Consider the following 13,180-nt stretch of genomic DNA (forward strand, 5'->3'; position numbering starts at 1 on the left):
GGGCGTTCATCAGCGAAGTCAAAATCCCTCCGGATGCGACAAACCGATGGAGCCCAACATGCAAGTCCTGAAGTCTCTCCCAGCTCTCAAGACGCGCCACGCCCTCACCGGCCTTGCGCTTTCCCTTGCCCTCCTGGCCCAGCCCGCCGCTGCCTCCGGCGCCACCCCCGAAGCCGTCGTGGAAACCGCTGTGGACCGCACCCTGTCGGCGCTGCAGGATTCGCATATCTCCGATCAGGAGGCGGATGAAATTCTCAAAGTGATTGATATTGAGCGCGTCGCCCAGTTCACCATGGGCCGCCACTGGCGCGGTATGGATGAAGCCAGCCAGGCAGACTTCATGACAGCCTTCCGCTCCTTCGCCCGGGTTCAGCTGCGCGAACACCTCTCGGATTTCTCCGAAGCCGAAGTGGAAATTCTGCGCACGGTCGAACGCAAGCCGGGCGACGCCATCGTCACCACCAAGGTCAGCGGCGTTGACAACAAGGAACATATGGTCAGCTGGCGCGTGAACGACAATGATGGCTGGAAGGTCACCGATATTGAAGCCATGGGCCTCTGGTTCGCCATCGAACAGCGCGCCCAGTTCCAGGCCATGCTGGACAAGAATGGCGGCAATGTCAGCCAGCTGATCGAAGAGATCGGCTCAGCCACCTAGCCCGCCGCTGACGGCCACCTCCGCGAACGCCCAGTAAAGCGACATCTCGCGGAACTCCGCCTCGCGCCCGCCGCTGGACTGATGCCCCGCCTCAGCATCCAGAACCAGTATGGCGGGCGCGTTGTCGGTGGAAGTATGACGCACTTCCGCCACCAGCTTCGCCGCCTCCCAATAGCCTACCCGGTCATCCTTGAGCCCGGATGTGCACAGCAGCGGCGGATAAGCCGTGGCCTGAACATTCTCGTAAGGTGAAATCGAGAACATGTAGTCATACGCCGCCGGATCGGCAAGCGGATCGCCCCAGTCCGGCCGGAACAGCGGCACGAGTGGATGGTCCGCGTCGCTCATCGTGTTCAGCATGTCCACAAACGGCACCTGCGCGATCACACCCGCCCACATGTCTGGCATTTCATTCATGGCCCCGGCCACCAGAAGTCCGCCGGCTGACAGGCCATAGGCCACCACCGCGCCCTTGCGGGTCACGCCCAAATCGCAGAGATGCTCCGCACACGCTACAAAATCGGTAAAGCTGTTGCGCTTGCTGAGGCGCCGCCCGTCGAGAAACCATTGCCGCCCCCGCTCCGATCCGCCGCGCACATGCGCAATGGCATAGGTCCATCCCCGGTCGACCAGCGTGAGCGCGGGCACGGAAAATTCCGGCTCGCTGGAAATGCCATAAGCGCCATACCCGTAAAGCAGGCAAGGCCGGGAGCCATCGCGCGGCGCGCCCCTGCGGCTCAGCAGCGTTACCGGCACCTGCGCCCCGTCCGGCGCGGCGGCAAATATCCGCTCAACGACATAATCGCCGGGATCATACCCCGGCCGCCCGGCCTTCTGCACAAGGCTGAGCCCGCCCGTTTCAAGGTCCACATCCATCCACTGCACCGGCAGGCGCGGCGACTGAAAAGTGATCCGGCAGCGGGCCGCCGTATAATCCTGCCCTGCAGGCACGGACACCGCATACGCCGCCTCGTCAAAGCCGATAACGCGCTCGCTTCCGTCCGCCCTCAGAAGGATCAGCTGATGCAGGCCATCCTGCCGCTCAAGGCGCAGCAACCCCTTCTCGAACGGAAACACTTCCAGGATCTGGCTGCCCACCCGGTGCGCCACCAGCGTTTCCGGCGCCGCGCCCGGCGCCAGCACCAGCAGCTTGTTGTCCAGCGCGTCCTCATCCGTCAGGACGACCAGCCGCCCGGCCCACTCGTCCACCTCATAGCGCACCTTGTCGCGGCGCGGAAACACAAGCTGCGGCGCCCCGGTCTCATCCTCGGCCGAAACCAGCCACACTTCGGATGTATCCGGCCCGGACATCGTGATCGCCACATATCCGCCCGCCGCGGTGCGTTTGATCTGCATAAAGATGGCTGGGTCGGCCTCCTCATACACCAGCTCCGCCGCGCCCCCGCCCACCGGCGTGCGGTAAACCCGCGTCGGCCGGTTGCGGCCGTCGCGCCATATCCAGAACAGGAAGCGAGAAGACGGGCTGAACACGAGGCCGCCATAGCCATACGCATCTTCCCCCACCAGCACGCTTGTCGCCCCGGTCTGCGTATCCTTCACGCAGATCCGGTGCCGGTCATTCCCGATCACATCTTCCGCCCACGCATAATATCTGTGGTCGGGGCTCGGCTGATGCCCGGTCGTGCGGTAATAGGCGGCGCCCGCTGCCCGCCCCGCCTCATCCAGCAACACCTCGGCGGCGCCGGGGGCTGCCAGCGGCGCGCGCGTATAAACGGCATGGGCGCTGCCCTCGGGATAATGGCTGGCATAGGCCCAGGGGCCGGACGGGATCACCGGCGGCGCATCATTCCCGGGCACGCGCGCCAGCATCTGCGCCGCGATTTCCGGCTGCAGCCTGCGCGCCGGCGCCAGCACAGCCTCGGCATAGGCCGCCTCCGCCTCCAGATGCGCGCGGATCATCTCAGGCAGCGTGGCCATCTCCCGCGTGCCCGTCTCGGGAATATATTTCATCCAGCGGTAATAATCATTCCGTGTGCGGCCCAGCTGCTCGATGGGAAACGGGATGCGCGGCGCCACAGGCGGGGCAATGCTGCCGCCGGCCGGGCTCAATCCGCTGCCCGCGCCTGCGCCGCCCGCGCATCCGGCCAGCGCGCTCAGCGCAATCGTCTGCAAAAGCGTGCGGCGTGAAAACCCTGCCCTGCTGGCCATGAACACTGCCTCCCTCGCCTGTCTGAAACGGTTCACCCTACCTAGCCCCTCCCGCCCTGCAAATCCTGAAACCGGCCCAATCTCTCCTCAATCGGGCCAAGTGCGCAGGGATCGGCGCGCCCGCGTCCCCCTTCTCCTCCCCCGCGGCGCAGCGGGGGAGAAGGCTCGCCCACATCAGTAGCCCATTTCTTGACTTGGCTCGCCTGGCGCCTTACTTTTCTCCTTACCAAACTCAAGGCGCGCGCCCATGTCCACCGCCACAATCACCTCCAAAGGCCAGCTCACCGTGCCCAAGGCCGTGCGCGACGCCCTCGGCATTGGGCCGGGAGACCGGGTGGATTTCGTGCGGATGGCGGATGGCAATTTCGCCGTGATGCCCGCCACCCAGCCGGTCAAACGCCTCAAGGGCATCCTCCCGAAGCCGAAGACCCCTGTGTCGCTGGAGGATATGGACGCCGCCATCGCGAGCGGCGCAAAGGGCGCCTGACCGGGCCATGACGGGCCTGGACACCAATGTCGTCATCCGTTTCCTGGTGCAGGATGATGCCGCCCAGTCCGCCGCCGCCACGCGCTTCTTCTCCCGCCTGACGAAAGACCAGCCCGGCTTCATCAGCGCGGTGGTCCTGGCCGAAATCAGCTGGGTGCTCGCCCGCGCCTATAAAGCGCCGCGCGAAGACATTGCGCGCGTCCTCGAAGGTCTGCTCCGCTCCGCCGAACTCGTCGTGGAAAATGCCGAAGCCGCCTACCGCGCCCTGGGCGTCTACATGGCCTCTACCTCGGCAGACTTCGCCGACGCCCTCATCGCGCAAACCGCCAGCCTCGCGGGCGCCCGCGAAACCCTCACCTTCGACCGCAACGCCGCGAAGGAAGCGGGGATACGTTTGTTGAAGTAGCCCTATAGAGTTCAAATTGTACTGAAAAAAAGGTCCGTTTTCAAAGATTTTTCCCCAGCAACTCATTGTGCATTCTGTGAAACTCAGACGTATTGGGAAGGGGGAGATTCAGGACAGTATCATTTCCAAATCGAACAGATATCTCCAAGCTATCTCCTACGTTCAATGCATTGCCAAAACTATTGCCGTCTTGTCGATACATAAGACCAACAACACTATTACCTTCGGCGTCACGAACTATTTGTGCACTAAGCCAACCTGACGTGAAACTTGACAACTCGTCTGAAATACAGACGCCCCCGATGCCATTGAAATCCCAACCTGGCGAAAACGATATGTAAAAAAAGCGATGCTTACCGATGGCGATGTTAAAGATAGACCCCCGGTTCTCGTAAACTGCAGAAATCTTGATCGTACTGTTTACCTCTTTACTTTTGTATTTCCATTCCTGTTCAACAATGTGACCTTTTCGCCGCCATCCAGTATACGAACAATGTAATTGTTTTCCAAAATCTGATTTCTCACTTTGAACGTCAGAGGAAACAATAGATCTGATTATGTTTGATGTGGAATCTGGTACTTTCGAAATAAACTCCGTCAACAAATCAACCCCTCCTTCTTGTGCGAAAAAAGCTGCTGTATCGAGAAGGCCATCCGGCCCATGAAACTCTATGCCAATGTCCAACCCGCTAAGTAATACTGCAAAACATTTACTCACATAATCTGGGTCTTCAATGACTATCTGGCTACCGAACGAAACGCTCTGATGTAGGCATGGAATTGAAAATAGTGTCTTACCCTTATGTTTTGCCAACGCCACCAAGTAGCAATCGTCAACACTCTGTTGGCTTAGGATTTTGAAGTTTGTATTTAAGATTACAGCAAAGGCTGCTGCGCCGCCGGCTCGCTCTGAACGAACTACAGAATAGCTCTGCACGCGCTGACCAACACTTGTCTGAAGTGTTACAGTACACGACAAAATGCGTGTCGCGCCTTCTGTGCTAGAGGTCCATGGAGAAACTTCAGTGTCATATATTTCAATTTTCAGCATCGTCCGCCCGCACGCAAAAGTATAGTACCTTTCATAGGAAGGATATCATTTTGATTCAAAGGAAACTTAAGGATGCTTTTTGAGTTGAAGCTAAACATCATTTTACCCCCCCCTTGCCCCATTCCCCCCGCCCCCCTAAACCTTGCCGTCAACAGGGCCGGGCGAGGAACCAGCACACATGCCGGAATGGGCAATCTACGCAGTCGCGGCGGTGGCGGGGTATCTCGCCGGGTCGATCCCGTTTGGCCTCGTCCTGGTCAAGGCCGCCGGCCTCGGCGACATCCGGGAGATCGGCTCCAAAAGCATCGGCGCCACCAATGTGCTGCGCACCGGCCGCAAGGATCTGGCGCTGGCCACCGTCCTGCTCGACAGCCTGAAGGCCGGCCTTGTTGCCCTCGCCTTCACGCTGATTGCGGGCCGGGAGGCAGGCATGGTCGCCGGCGCCGCCGCCTTCCTCGGCCATTGCTATCCCCTATGGCTCGGCTTCAAGGGCGGCAAGGGCGTGGCCACCTATGCGGGCCTCCTCCTTTTCATCACGCCGCTGCACGGCCTTGTTGTGGGCGCGCCGGTCTGGCTCGGCATGTTCGCCCTCACGCGCATTTCGTCCCTCTCCGCACTCACTGCTGCCGTCGCCGTTCCTCCGGGGGCGTATCTTCTGGGCGAGCGCAGCCCGATAATCCTCGGCGGCCTCGCTGCCCTCTCCGTCCTCGTCTTCTGGACACACCGCGCCAATATCGGCCGCCTGCTCGCGGGCACTGAGCCGCGCTTCGGCGCCAAGAAGAAAGACGCCGCCGGAGAATGACGCTGGCGCGTCCCCTCACCGATGGGGAACGCCTTGACTGGCTGCGCCTCGCGCGAACCCAGAATGTCGGCCCGGTCACCTTCGCCCAGCTCATCGGCCGCTATGGCGATGCCGGCCGCGCCCTCGCCGCCCTGCCGGAAATCGCCGCCCGCGCCGTGCGCGGCAAATCCGTCGCCATTCCGTCTGCGGACAGTATCGCCCGCGAGATCGACGCCACCACAAAATACGGCGCCCGCATCGTGGCCAGTTGCGAGCCGGACTTTCCCGCCCTCCTCCGCGCGCTTGATCCCCCGCCCCCCGCGCTCACCCTCCTGGGCAAGGCCGCCCTCGCCGCCCAGCCCACCTGCGCCATCGTCGGCGCGCGCAATGCCTCCGCCGCTGGCCGCAAGATCGCGCGGGATATGGCCGCTGCCCTCGGCAAGGCAGGCTACACCATCGTCTCCGGCCTCGCCCTCGGCATTGACGGGGAGGCTCACGCCGCCAGCCTCTCCACAGGCACCATCGCCGTGCTCGGCGGCGGCATCGATCACGTCTACCCGCCCCAGCATGACCGGCTCTATGCAGAGGTCGCCGCCAGCGGCCTCATCCTGTCCGAAATGCCCTTCGGCCACCGCGCCAAGGCGCAGGATTTTCCCCGCCGCAACCGCATCATCACGGGCCTGGCGCGCGGCACGGTGGTGGTGGAAGCGGCCGAACGCTCCGGCTCGCTCATCTCCGCCCGCGTGGCGAATGAACAGGGGCGCGAAGTGATGGCCGTCCCCGGCTCCCCGCTTGATCCGCGTGCGGCGGGCACGAACAACCTCATCCGCAATGGCGCCGCCCTTGTGCGCCATGCCGGCGATGTGCTGGAAGTGCTGAGCAGCCTCCCCCTGCTGCAGGTCTCCGCGCCCCCGGCGGATCTCTATGATCCCGTCCATGGCGGCGGCGATCCGATCCCGCCCTCGGAAACCGCCCGCGTCCGCGAAGCGCTCAGCCCCCATGCCATGCCGCTGGACGAGATCGCCCGCGCCACGGGCATCCACGCGGCCCGCGTCGGGGCCATCCTGATGGAGCTGGAACTGGCCGGTGAGGCGATCACCTTTCCCGGCGGCCTGGCGGCGCGGGCTGTGTAATTCCTGTCCGGAAATGACCGGGAAGCGGCCGCCTGTGGCCGGAAATACGCCCGCAGCCGCTGCCTTGGCCCCCGCTAGGCATTGATTTGTCAGGAAATCGTCAGGGTTGGCTGTGGCCTGACAACACTGTAATGGCCCGAATGCACATACCGGCGATTGGATGGCTGGACGCCCCCGCGGTTCCTCTCTAAGCCTCGGTTTCGGGATAAACGCGGCGCCAGATACCGGGTGGGGCGTTGTGTACGGGTTGTTTAGGATGCCGTCTGTCGTGAAATGGTCTCACTATGCCCTGCTCGCCGGTTTCTCGGCGGCCCTGCCGGTGGCGGCCCATGCCCAGGGCACTCCGGAAGCTGGCGCAACGGCTGAGGCCACGGATGAGCGTGTGGTTCTGGAAGCCGATACGGTCTACGAAAACTCCGCCGACAACACCATCATCGCCGAAGGCAATGTCGAAGCCCTCTATCAGGGCCGCATCCTGCGCGCCGACCGGCTGATCTATGACCGCACCACCGAGCGCGCCCGCGCCTCGGGCAATGTCGTCATCATCGAAGCCGATGGCAGCCAGCAATTCGCCGATGAGGTCGATGTCGGCCCCAATCTCTCGGATGGCTATGCCATCGGCTATTCCGCCCGCCTCGAAGGCAACGCCTCCGTCGCGGCGAAATCCGCCATCCGCCGCTCCGACGGCATCAACGCCATGGAGCATATCGTCTACACTGCCTGTCCGGTCTGCGAGGGCAAAAATCCAACATGGCAGATCCGGGCGCGGCGCGCGGTGCTGGATGAAGAAACGCAGATGATTTCCTATCGCGACGCGGTTCTGGAAGTTGGCGGCGTCCCGGTCTTCTACCTGCCCTACCTGTCCCATCCGGATCCCAATTCAGAGCGCCGCTCGGGCTTCCTGATGCCGAATGCGGGCATCTCCACGATGCTCGGCACCTTCTACAAACAGCCCTATTACTGGGCCGTGTCGGACTATTCCGAACTCACGATCTCGCCGACCGTCTATCAGAATGTGAACCCGCTGATCGGCGTTGAGGGGACTAAGCGCTTCTATTCCGGCGCCGTCAGTTTCGACGCCAGCTTCACCCATGAAGCGGATTTCGACAGCAATGGCGACACGTTCGGCGAAGAGTCCTTTCGCGGCCACCTGTATGGAAATGGCCTGTTCACGATCACGCCGGGCTGGAAATGGGGCTTTGGCCTGGAAACCCAGACGGACGACCTCTACGACCTGCGCTACCGGATCAGCAATCAGAACGCCAAGCGCGGCCTCTACTCCAACCAGCCCCGCCGCCTGCTCTCCCAGATCTTCGTCACCGGTCAGGGCGACAGCTATTATACCGACGCCGCCGTCCTGAACTTCCAGGGCCTGCGCGGCGAGGATGATGCCTCCCGCCTGCCGCAGGTGGCGCCCCTCGCCTATGCCGAGAAATACTGGAATATGGGCGATCTGGGCTTCGCCTCTGTGAACGCCTCTTCGGCAATCCTGACGCGGGATGTCGGCGCCGACAGCCAACGTGTCAGCCTCGGGGGCGACTGGAGCACGATGAAAATCCTGCCCGGCGGCTTCACCTTCAAACCCTTCGCAGAGCTGCGCGGCGACTATTACCTTCTGGACGAAGCCGTCAGCGGCAAGGATTCGGTGTCACGCGCCGTCGGCAACACCGGCGCAACACTCGCCTATCCGTTGATCCGGCGCGGCAAGAGCGTTGATCTGATGATCGAACCCACGGTCATGGCCGCCTGGGGCTTTGCGAATGCGAACGACCCGGCCATCCCGGTGGAAGACAGCCTGCTCTACGAATTCGACGAATCCAGCCTGTTTGACCCCAATGGCGTGGGAAATTACGACCTCTATGAGGGCGACGGAAAGCTGAGCGCGGGCATTACCGCGCGCGCAATCTGGAAGAACGGCACCGAAATCGCCACCACGGTCGGCCGCCGATGGCGCTCCCGCGTCGATCCGAACTTTGACGTCGCCAGCAACCTCGATGGCACCTCGTCGGACTGGGTTGCCTCCACCAGCCTCAAGATGGGCAATGCCCTGCAGCTCAACTCGCGCGTTCGCCTGAACGAGGACGACCTCTCGCTCAGCCGGCTCGATATGCGGGCGTCAACCTCATTCAACCGCTTCCGCGCGGTCGGCCAGTATTACAAGATCGACGAGCGCATCAGCCCGGCCGGAACCTCCGATGAGGGCATCTACCTGCGCGGCGAAATCGACATAACCAACCGCTACTCGGTCATTTTCAGCCAGCTGCGTGATATCAGCCGCAATGTGGATACCAAGCAGGAGCTGGGCATTGCCTACACCGATGACTGCGCCCGATTCGAGATCATCTATGACCGGTCCGAGGTTCGCGACCGGACGCTTGGGCCGCAGGAAAGCTTCCAGATCCGGTTCTCTCTGCTATCCTTGGGCAATTTCGGCTCCAACGGCTTCTGAGCGGCGCCCGCACAAAAAATGAACTGCAGCAAACTTCGCTGATGACTGTAGCGGCGCGTTGCGCGATGAGACGAGACTTGTAAGGTCTGCCAGCGAAAACAGGCCTATTTTCCCAATTCTGGGGCCATGGAGACGTCGTATGGTACGTGTTGTGTTCTTGGCAGCAGCTTTTGCGGCGATCAGCGCGCTCAGCGCCCCCGTTTCGCCCGCCAGCGCGCAGGAATCAGACCGGCAGACCCTCGAAGGCATTGCCGCCATCGTGAATGATAAGCCCATCTCCTATTCCGATGTGCGCCAGCGGGCCCGCCTGCTGCTGCTGACAATTGGCGCGGCCAACCCCACCCAGGAACAGGTGCAGCAGATCACCAGCCAGGCGCTGGAACAGCTGGTCGATGAAAAACTGCAGCTGGACCGCGTGGCCGAATACAAGGTCGAGGTGGACCCCCGCGAAATCGACGCAGCGGTTCGCGATATGGCGGCCGATGCCGGCCTGTCCGGGGAAGTGCTCCGCCAGCAGCTGACGGCTTCCGGCGTCAACCCGGTCAGCCTGGAAGAACAGATGCGCGCCGAGATCGCCTGGAGCCGCCTCATGAGCGGCCTCTATGGTAACCGTATCCGCATCTCCGAGAATCAGGTCGACGATCAGCTCGACCGCCTGCGCGCCGCCTCCAAGAAAACCCAGTACCGGCTCGGCGAGATTTTCCTCTACGCGCCCGACGACGCCACCAAGGCCGAGGCCATGCCGGCGGCGCAATCCATCATCGCTCAGCTCAATCAGGGCGCTGACTTCCGCGTCGCCGCTCAGCGCATCTCCTCGGCCCCCACCTCCGCCGCCGGCGGCGATATGGGCTGGGTGACGACGGACGACCTCGATCCCGCCATTGCCGCAGCCGTCCGCGCGTCTTCCGGAAACGGCCTGCTCGAGCCGATCCAGACCGAAAACGGCATCTACATCATCCTGGTTGGCGGCAAGCGTGAGCCGGCCGAGCCGGTGACCCGCGTGGACCTGAAGCGCCTCGTCGCTTCAGACGGCGCCGAGGCAACGCTCACCGAAGCCATCGGCCGCATCAAGAGCTGCGACGACGTTCAGTCTGTTGCCAACTCCCGCTCCACCCTCCGCGCCCAGGACATCACCGACATCAATGTCGAGGAGCTTGGCCCGGAAGGCCGCAGCCTCGTCCTGGCCGCCGATGTCGGCAGCCCGACCGATATCTTCGCCGTCAGCTCCGGTCTTGCCGTGATGTATGTCTGCCGCCGCGAAGATGGCGCCGAGGCCCTACCTTCGCGTGAAGATCTCAAAGGGTCGCTGAAATCCCGCGAGCTCAACATGATTTCCGAGCGCGAACTGCGCAACACGCGGCGCCTCGCCACCATCATCTACCGCTAGGACAGGCGAAACCGCTTGATCCGCCGCGCAATTGGCGCGACACCCCGGCGCGTGACCACGCCCTCTGCACTCCCTCTGGCCCTGTCGATGGGCGACCCTGCCGGTTGCGGGCCGCAGATCACCATGGCTGCCTGGAACGCGCTGCACACCGATCCGGCCAGCGCCTTCTATGTCATCGGCTGGCCGGGTCTTTACCCCGGCGTGCCTGTGGAAATCATCGCCTCGCCCGCTGAGGCGGCCGCTGTCTTCCCGCGCGCCCTGCCGGTTCTGCCGCTGGAGAATACCCGCGCCGTCACCCCTGGAAAGCCTGATCCGGAAACCGCCGCCGGCATCATCGGCGCCATCAAGCTGGCCACCGGCCACGCCCTGCGCGGCCTTGCTGGCGCGGTGGTCACCAACCCGATCAACAAGGCGCTGCTCTACGGGCAGGGCTTCCGCTTTCCCGGCCATACCGAGTTCATCGCCGACCTCTGCGCGCCTGCGGGCCAGGCCGCGCCCGAGCCTGTGATGATGCTCACCGGCGGCGGCCTGCGCGTGGCGCTCGCCACCATCCATATGCCCTACACCGCCGTGCCCGGCGCGCTGGCCGATGGCCGCCTGCCGCGCATCGCGCGCATCACGCACGCCGCGCTCCGGCAGAATTTCGGCCTCCCCGCCCCCCGCCTCGCCTTCACCGGCCTCAACCCTCATGCGGGCGAAGACGGCACGATTGGCCGCGAGGAGATCGAGATCATCAACCCGGCTGCAGAAACCCTACGCACCGAAGGCATCGACATCACCAATGCCCGCCCCGGCGACACGGTGTTTGCCGAAGCGCTTGCAGGGCGGTTTGATGCCGTCATCGCCATGACCCATGACCAGGGCCTCATCCCGGTCAAGACGCTGGACATGTGGGGCGGCGTCAACACCACGCTCGGCCTGCCGGTCATCCGCACCAGCCCGGACCATGGCACCGCCTATGACGCGGCCGCCGCCGGAACGGTCAAACCAGACAGCCTGATCGCGGCCCTCCACGCCGCGCGGGAGCAGGCCGCCCACCGCGCAAGGAACGCTGCATGAGCAACGACATCGACAATTACGATGAGGAGAGCGGCGAAACGCCCGCCCTCACCGATGCCCCGGCGCGCAAGGCTCTGGGCCAGCACTTCCTGTTTGATCCCAGCATCCTGAAGCGCGCCGCCAATGCCGCTGGCTCTCCCAAAGGCCAAACGGTCATCGAGGTCGGCCCCGGCCCCGGCGGTCTCACCCGCGCCATCCTGAACGAGGCCCCTGCCCTGCTGATCGCCGTAGAAACCGATCCGCGTTTCTCCGAAGCGCTGCTTGGCTGGCCCGAAGCCAAATCCGGCAAGTTGCAGGTCATCGCGAAGGACGCCCGCAAGGTTCACTGGGAAAAGGTGCTGACCGAAGCTGGCGCCACCACGCCCGTGATGATCATCGCCAACCTTCCCTACAATGTCGGCACCCCGCTGCTGATCGACTGGCTGAAAGCCGGCGACTGGCGCGGGCGCATGGCGCTGATGTTCCAGAAGGAAGTGGCAGACCGTATCTGCGCCCGGCCTGATACCGACGCCTATGGCCGCCTCGCCGTCATCTCGCAGGCCGTCACCCGCCCGCGCATCGCCTTCACCCTGCCGCCGGGCGCCTTCCGCCCGCCGCCGAAGGTGGACAGCGCCGTGGTGGAGTTCGAGCCGCTGCCGCCGGGCGAGCGCTTCGAACATCTCGCCCTGCTGGAACAGATCGCCGGGGCCGCCTTCGGCCAGCGCCGCAAGATGCTGCGCGCTGCCCTCAAACCCTTCGCCAAGAAGCGCGGCATGAAGGCCGAGGCCTGGCTGGAAGACTGCGGCATAGACCCCACCGCCCGCGCCGAAACCCTCACTCAGCAGGAATTCCGGACGCTCGCTAGATCGCTCGTCCAAGACTAACAAGGCGATAGATTGGCTCCACCTGGAAGCGCGTTCAAAATGCCACTGGTGATGCGCGCCCTGTTCGCTGCGATATCAATCATAAGGACCGACAGCCCCAACAGGAGCAGGCTATAGCCCCACCCCCAATAGTCGCTGTAAATCACCGCCATCACCCAATCTTGGCCAAAGGCATACCAGGTTATCGCCAATATGGTGGTCAGCGTCAGTGTGATGGATATCGGCAAAAGGTGCTGGGCAGCAGGCCCTCTGAACACCGAAAGGAAAAGTGCCAAGGCGAACGCCGCCGCTGTGCTTCCGGAGAATATCTTCAGATCAGCGCGAAGTTCCGACATGATCTCCTGATATTCGCCGACCACAATGTCCTCGAGCCGGTCCAGCGCAAATCCGTACCGTTCGATGGAGGATTCATAGAAGCGCCTCACGGCCCTCCGCGCTTCATCGCGGCGCTCGCAATCAAGTTCGCACGCCGCTGCTAGAATATCAGCGATGAAGACGTCGATCCCTGCATCGAGACTTCCGCGCCAGCTGTCGATCTGATCCCGAAGCCGTTTGGAAAATTGTCCCGCCACGGCGCTGATATCTTCCGCCGTGTCCGATGACGCTACCGAAGAAAACCGGTCGTCCAGTTCAGCCTTGACCATTTCAACGGCAAAGTTGCGTGTGCGGCGGTCGAAATCTTTAGGTGCAAGCGTGACGTAAAGAAACAACCCCGCGAAAGTCATCATTCCGATCAC

12 protein-coding genes are annotated in these 13,180 nt (G+C 63.2%); 9 read left to right on the forward strand and 3 right to left on the reverse strand.

All coding sequences use genetic code 11. The annotated features are described in order from the left end of the window. Positions 1-58: 58 nt before the first annotated feature. On the forward strand, positions 59-658 hold the full coding sequence (locus ACQKI2_RS12355; RefSeq protein WP_427379968.1) for an MlaC/ttg2D family ABC transporter substrate-binding protein: 600 nt from the start codon (positions 59-61) through the stop codon (positions 656-658). Here ACQKI2_RS12355 and ACQKI2_RS12360 read toward each other — a convergent pair. After that, positions 647-2,827, reverse strand: a complete 2,181-nt coding sequence (locus ACQKI2_RS12360) for a S9 family peptidase (RefSeq protein WP_427379969.1) — start codon at positions 2,825-2,827, stop codon at positions 647-649. The genes ACQKI2_RS12355 and ACQKI2_RS12360 overlap by 12 nt on opposite strands. Positions 2,828-3,074: 247 nt before the next feature. On the opposite strand from ACQKI2_RS12360, the gene ACQKI2_RS12365 reads away from it, so the two are divergent. Next, a complete protein-coding gene (locus ACQKI2_RS12365) occupies positions 3,075-3,314 on the forward strand; it encodes an AbrB/MazE/SpoVT family DNA-binding domain-containing protein (protein ID WP_427379970.1) in 240 nt (79 codons plus the stop codon). 7 nt (positions 3,315-3,321) lie between these two features. Continuing rightward, the gene (locus tag ACQKI2_RS12370; RefSeq protein WP_427379971.1) at positions 3,322-3,720 is read left to right on the forward strand and encodes a PIN domain-containing protein; all 399 of its coding nucleotides are present in this window, start codon (positions 3,322-3,324) and stop codon (positions 3,718-3,720) included. Positions 3,721-3,760: 40 nt separating this feature from the next. Here ACQKI2_RS12370 and ACQKI2_RS12375 read toward each other — a convergent pair whose 3' ends face one another. Continuing rightward, on the reverse strand, positions 3,761-4,771 hold the full coding sequence (locus ACQKI2_RS12375) for a hypothetical protein (RefSeq protein ID WP_427379972.1): 1,011 nt from the start codon (positions 4,769-4,771) through the stop codon (positions 3,761-3,763). A 178-nt stretch (positions 4,772-4,949) separates the two neighbouring features. On the opposite strand from ACQKI2_RS12375, the gene plsY reads away from it, so the two are divergent. The 6 genes from plsY (at position 4,950) to rsmA (ending at position 12,443) form a co-directional block, all read left to right on the forward strand. Next, positions 4,950-5,573 (forward strand): glycerol-3-phosphate 1-O-acyltransferase PlsY, encoded by a 624-nt coding sequence (gene plsY / locus ACQKI2_RS12380; RefSeq protein ID WP_427379973.1) that lies wholly within the window; start codon positions 4,950-4,952, stop codon positions 5,571-5,573. Further along, positions 5,570-6,685, forward strand: a complete 1,116-nt coding sequence (gene dprA, locus ACQKI2_RS12385) for a DNA-processing protein DprA (RefSeq protein ID WP_427379974.1) — start codon at positions 5,570-5,572, stop codon at positions 6,683-6,685. Before plsY ends, dprA begins: the two co-directional genes overlap by 4 nt. A 268-nt stretch (positions 6,686-6,953) precedes the next feature. Then, positions 6,954-9,134, forward strand: coding sequence for an LPS-assembly protein LptD (locus ACQKI2_RS12390; protein WP_427379975.1), 2,181 nt, complete (start codon positions 6,954-6,956; stop codon positions 9,132-9,134). A 139-nt stretch (positions 9,135-9,273) separates the two neighbouring features. After that, the gene (locus ACQKI2_RS12395) at positions 9,274-10,521 is read left to right on the forward strand and encodes a peptidylprolyl isomerase (protein ID WP_427379976.1); all 1,248 of its coding nucleotides are present in this window, start codon (positions 9,274-9,276) and stop codon (positions 10,519-10,521) included. A 15-nt stretch (positions 10,522-10,536) separates the two neighbouring features. After that, positions 10,537-11,580 (forward strand): 4-hydroxythreonine-4-phosphate dehydrogenase PdxA, encoded by a 1,044-nt coding sequence (gene pdxA, locus ACQKI2_RS12400; protein WP_427379977.1) that lies wholly within the window; start codon positions 10,537-10,539, stop codon positions 11,578-11,580. After that, positions 11,577-12,443: a 16S rRNA (adenine(1518)-N(6)/adenine(1519)-N(6))-dimethyltransferase RsmA gene (rsmA, locus tag ACQKI2_RS12405; RefSeq protein WP_427379978.1), complete on the forward strand. Its 867-nt coding sequence runs from the start codon at positions 11,577-11,579 to the stop codon at positions 12,441-12,443. Before pdxA ends, rsmA begins: the two co-directional genes overlap by 4 nt. Here rsmA and ACQKI2_RS12410 read toward each other — a convergent pair. Next, positions 12,440-13,171, reverse strand: a complete 732-nt coding sequence (locus ACQKI2_RS12410) for a hypothetical protein (protein ID WP_162786541.1) — start codon at positions 13,169-13,171, stop codon at positions 12,440-12,442. The genes rsmA and ACQKI2_RS12410 overlap by 4 nt on opposite strands. Positions 13,172-13,180 lie beyond the last annotated feature (9 nt).

The organism is Hyphomonas sp. NPDC076881 (genome assembly GCF_050269995.1).
Lineage (GTDB): Bacteria > Pseudomonadota > Alphaproteobacteria > Caulobacterales > Hyphomonadaceae > Hyphomonas.

Excerpts from the sequence above, each read along its gene's own strand:
- ACQKI2_RS12355 (WP_427379968.1), top strand. The coding sequence starts at position 59 with ATGCAAGTCCTGAAGTCTCTCCCAGCTCTCAAGACGCGCCACGCCCTC.
- ACQKI2_RS12360 (WP_427379969.1), bottom strand. The coding sequence starts at position 2,827 with ATGGCCAGCAGGGCAGGGTTTTCACGCCGCACGCTTTTGCAGACGATT.
- ACQKI2_RS12365 (WP_427379970.1), top strand. The coding sequence starts at position 3,075 with ATGTCCACCGCCACAATCACCTCCAAAGGCCAGCTCACCGTGCCCAAG.
- ACQKI2_RS12370 (WP_427379971.1), top strand. The coding sequence starts at position 3,322 with ATGACGGGCCTGGACACCAATGTCGTCATCCGTTTCCTGGTGCAGGAT.
- ACQKI2_RS12375 (WP_427379972.1), bottom strand. The coding sequence starts at position 4,771 with ATGCTGAAAATTGAAATATATGACACTGAAGTTTCTCCATGGACCTCT.
- plsY (WP_427379973.1), top strand. The coding sequence starts at position 4,950 with ATGCCGGAATGGGCAATCTACGCAGTCGCGGCGGTGGCGGGGTATCTC.
- dprA (WP_427379974.1), top strand. The coding sequence starts at position 5,570 with ATGACGCTGGCGCGTCCCCTCACCGATGGGGAACGCCTTGACTGGCTG.
- ACQKI2_RS12395 (WP_427379976.1), top strand. The coding sequence starts at position 9,274 with ATGGTACGTGTTGTGTTCTTGGCAGCAGCTTTTGCGGCGATCAGCGCG.
- rsmA (WP_427379978.1), top strand. The coding sequence starts at position 11,577 with ATGAGCAACGACATCGACAATTACGATGAGGAGAGCGGCGAAACGCCC.
- ACQKI2_RS12410 (WP_162786541.1), bottom strand. The coding sequence starts at position 13,171 with ATGATGACTTTCGCGGGGTTGTTTCTTTACGTCACGCTTGCACCTAAA.